3 protein-coding genes and 1 pseudogene are annotated in these 4,141 nt (G+C 40.0%); all 4 read left to right on the top strand.

From position 1 onward, the window contains the following. Positions 1 to 308: 308 nt before the first annotated feature. Positions 309 to 773 (top strand): annotated as a pseudogene (locus tag ACEW8S_RS14235) (recombinase family protein); the annotation flags it as partial. A gap of 79 nt (positions 774 to 852) precedes the next feature. Further along, complete coding sequence (locus ACEW8S_RS14230) at positions 853 to 1,896, top strand: YhcG family protein (RefSeq protein WP_373518802.1); 1,044 nt, start codon at positions 853 to 855, stop codon at positions 1,894 to 1,896. A gap of 85 nt (positions 1,897 to 1,981) precedes the next feature. Continuing rightward, positions 1,982 to 2,404, top strand: coding sequence for a hypothetical protein (locus ACEW8S_RS14225; protein WP_373518801.1), 423 nt, complete (start codon positions 1,982 to 1,984; stop codon positions 2,402 to 2,404). 141 nt (positions 2,405 to 2,545) lie between these two features. Beyond that, the gene (locus ACEW8S_RS14220) at positions 2,546 to 3,820 is read left to right on the top strand and encodes an alpha/beta hydrolase-fold protein (protein ID WP_373518800.1); all 1,275 of its coding nucleotides are present in this window, start codon (positions 2,546 to 2,548) and stop codon (positions 3,818 to 3,820) included. The last annotated feature ends 321 nt before the right edge of the window (positions 3,821 to 4,141 follow it).

Genomic DNA, 4,141 nt, shown 5'->3' with positions numbered 1-4,141 from the left:
GTCGGATTCCTAAAAATAGGGATGGTCGTGAATAGAATTCAATCCACCGAGCCAAAATTTAGATGGTTACCTAACCCTTATCTAATTGTCCGATTTTTCGTTGCAAGTCCACCGAATGGAAGTACATTTAAACGGCCGTTTATCTGAACTATTTCCGATTTCAACGTTCATTGATCTTAAAAAGTTTAAATTGCCGTACTAAATTAGTAGTTGCTATTTTTACGTTTATTTAAACTTTCGAACCATGATTTTCGGATACGCAAGGGTGAGCACCTCGGACCAGAATGTGAAAAAGCCTTGCCAAACTTTGGGACTTCGCCAGGGAAGGTGACACAATTGTGGTATGGAAACTGGACCGGCTGGCACGGAGCCTTATCCATTTCACCAAGCTCATGAACGAACTCGAGGAAAAGGGCGTCAGGTTCAAGAGCATTACTGAACCGTTTATTGACACGACAAAGGAATCTTCCCAATCAAAATTTTTGGTCAATATGTTCGCGGCACTGGCACAATTGGAACGGGACATTATTATCGAGCGTACCAAGGCCGGTCTCGAGTCCGCCCGTCTCAGGGGAAGGGTCTTGGGCGCCCCTAAGGGACTGAGCAAAAAAAACCAGCAGAAGGCCGTACTTTGCGAGGAGTATTTCAAGGAGGGAAGGATGACCGTGACCGAAATCTGTGAAAGGCTGGAAATTTCAAGGGCCACCTACTACAAGTATTTACGGATCAGGGGCCTTCAAGGGAAACTAAGGCCTTACGGCGGTGGGAAATGATTTCCGCAAGCGTGTTGCGGATTTTTGATGACCGACCCAGGTCCAGTCTATGTAAAATTCCAATTTAGAGATATCGAACATGAAAGAAGTCGGCGATAAGGAACATCAGGATCTATTCGAAAGAATAAGTGGGATCCTCAATATGGCAAGACAGCTGGTCGTACAGACCGTCAACCATACAATGGTCTATGGTTATTTTGAGATCGGGAGGGCCATTGTCGAGGGACGGCAACATGGGGGCGAAAGAGCGTCTTACGGTAAATCCGTGCTGAAACGGGTTTCCGCGGAACTTACGGCGCGTTTTGGGAGGGGCTTCTCGGTCGATAACCTCGAAAGAATGAGAAAATTCTATCTTACATACCCGGACAGGATTTCCGCAACACCCTTGCGGAAATTAGGAAAGAAGGGAAATCTGCCCATGGACTTCCCTTTGAGCTGGAGCCATTACCTCAAGCTCATGCAGATCGATGACAACGATGAACGTAGGTTCTACGAACTGGAATCCACGACGAACAACTGGAGCCTGAAGGAACTTAAAAGGCAGTCCGATTCCGCACTGTACCATAGATTGGCACTCAGCCGGGACAAAAAGGGGGTCGCGGAACTGTCGAAGAAGGGACAGGTAGTGGTGAAGCCCGAAGATTCGATAAAAGACCCCTATATATTGGAATTCCTGGGTCTGCCCGAGCATTCAAGATACTCGGAATCCGATATGGAACAGGGACTGATAGATAAGCTGGAACATTTTTTATTGGAGCTGGGAAAAGGTTTTACCTTCGTATCGCGGCAGGAGAGAATTTCGTTCGACGAAAGACACTTTAGGATAGATCTGGTCTTTTACAACAGGATCCTTCGATCCTTTGTTTTGATAGACCTCAAAATTGGGGACGTAAAGCACCAAGACCTAGGGCAAATGCAGATGTACGTAAATTATTACGACAGGAAGGTGCGGTTGCCGGAAGAAAACAAAACAGTGGGTATTGTGCTCGGGCGCTCTAAAAGTACTACCCTTGTGGAATTTACCTTGCCGGAGGACAACAAACAGATATTCGCAAGCAAGTATCAAATGGTCTTGCCCAGTAAGAAGGCACTCAAAAAATTGATCGAGGCAAAAGATGAGTAGTCCAAAAGCAATGTGGGCGGGAAATTTATATATTTTAATTGTGTCACCGGTGGTGACACAATTAAGTTAAAAAAAAAGGAAAATTATGAGCCATAGTATTACAGCAAGTCAGGGTGGTGATGTTATTGCCAGAATATCAATTGCGGCATCAGATAGAATAAAGGCGAACCTGCTTTACCGGTCATTAAATGCTAGTCAGTTTGATTCAGGTGTTTCAGGTTCAGGTAAAACAAAAATTTTTCTATATGATGATATTATAAAAGCGAAAGCAGCTCTTAATTATTATAGCAAGGAGTCTGTTGATGTGATATCAGATTTCGAAAAAGACCATCTTAGTGAGCAATTTTTAGGAGACGTAATTCAATTAATTTTAGGTAAAAGCTCGAAAATATTTAGTGAAGATGTTTCAGAATCAGCAAAAGATCATGCTGTGAAGGAGGTAGCAAAGTATCTGGATAAAATTTTGACTAATTGTAAAGAGGATAAGATTTTAGTTTATTTTGGATGATGATAAAATCTCAATTTACACAGTTTAGAGGTTATTGTAGTCCTATGGCAAAGTTCAAATGAACCAAACATTTAAAATGGAAATAAGCGACCGGTGCGCATACTCAATTGTTTTGTGTAAGCTAAAAAAAACCGTGCATCAATGAAGAAATTCGAAAAATTGATACTTTCAGTTTTATTATTGGGTGTTACTTCTTGCAACCAAGAAACAAAAAAAATCGAAAACATAGAAACTGGTCGAATTGCTGATAATGGAATTCAAGTCGGTCAATTTGAGACAATACATTCAGATATTTTAAATCAAGATAGAGAACTTGTTATTTATCTGCCGGAAAGTGCTAAAGACCCGAATCGAAAAAGAAAACAATATCCAGTAGTTTATCTATTAGATGCGGAATACAATTTTTTGGCATTTGTTGCTATGTTAAGACAGTACAGCGAACTGAACGAAACCAAGATCCTGCCTGAAATGATCGTTGTAGGTGTTGAAAATATGGATAATAACAGCAGACATATGGATTTTTCACCGACGACGGAGGGAAAGCCCGAACAATATGGCGGAGGAAACAAGTTTTTGGAATTTATGCGATCGGAGCTTTTTCCATACATCGAGCAAAATTATCCAGGTGCGCAAAATAGAACCATCGTCGGACATTCATTCGGTGGTCTGGTGGTTATGAACGCGCTGACGAAACTTCAAGAAATGTTCGCCAACTATTTGTTGATAGACGGCAGTTTATATTTTGACGACGAATTATTTCTTAACAATCCCGATTACGGTTTAAAAGGTAAAAATCTGAAAAACAAAAATCTTTTTATCGGAATCGCAAATACTGCAACTTACGGAAGTGATTTGAACAGTATAAAAAAAGATACAATTCGTGCAAATATATATGTTCGCCATTCACTTAAACTGGTTGACCAAATAAAAAATTCGGGTTCGGATTTAAATATGGAATGGAAATACTACGAAAATGATACTCACGGAAGTACCGTATACTTATCCCAAATGGACGGCTTTCGATTTTTTTATTCTTGGTTCGAGTTCAAAGACGAACACAAATACAGAGGTAGAGGTTTTATCCCGAAGACTATTGATGACCATTTCGCGAACTTGACCAAATCACACTTCGAACTTGTCTCCCAAAAATTAGGTTATGATTTTAAACCGGACGAACAATGGGTAAGCGATAATGCAAACATGCTTCTTAATTATCATAAACTTCCAACACAAGCACTTGAAAACTATGAGCTAAATCAAGAGTATTACCCAAATAGTCCAAAAGTCTATAAAAATTTGGCCGACTTTTATTTATCTCAAAAAGATACCATATCAGCAAAGAAATATTACATCAAAACTCTGGAATTAGATGATAATTCAGAAATTCAAGAAACATTAAAAAAGTTAGGAATTTGAAACAACAATCAGAAAAGTCTACACATAACAATGGCTCCTTTCGCAAATAGGGTGTTAAGTCTTATGCTCATTGGTCTGGGCGTGTCCGCGGACACCGCCAAGACTTTAGATTTGGCGTTTAGGCGAGAAAAGATAAACACAAAATGCAAAAGCCGAGCCGTTAGAAAAGTTCAGATTAAGGAATCGTTTATAATATAAATAAGCGTATCTGTACCCCCGTTCAATTATTAGCAATAATTATGAGAAACTTTAAAGCTCTAATAATACCAATTTTAATTTTAGTCGCCTGCGAAGAACAGCACAGGCAATTGGAACAAATAG

Source organism: Pricia sp., from assembly GCF_041745955.1.
GTDB lineage: Bacteria > Bacteroidota > Bacteroidia > Flavobacteriales > Flavobacteriaceae > Pricia.
Note: the sequence above shows the minus strand (reverse complement) of the source record. Positions and strands in the feature narration are given on the sequence as shown.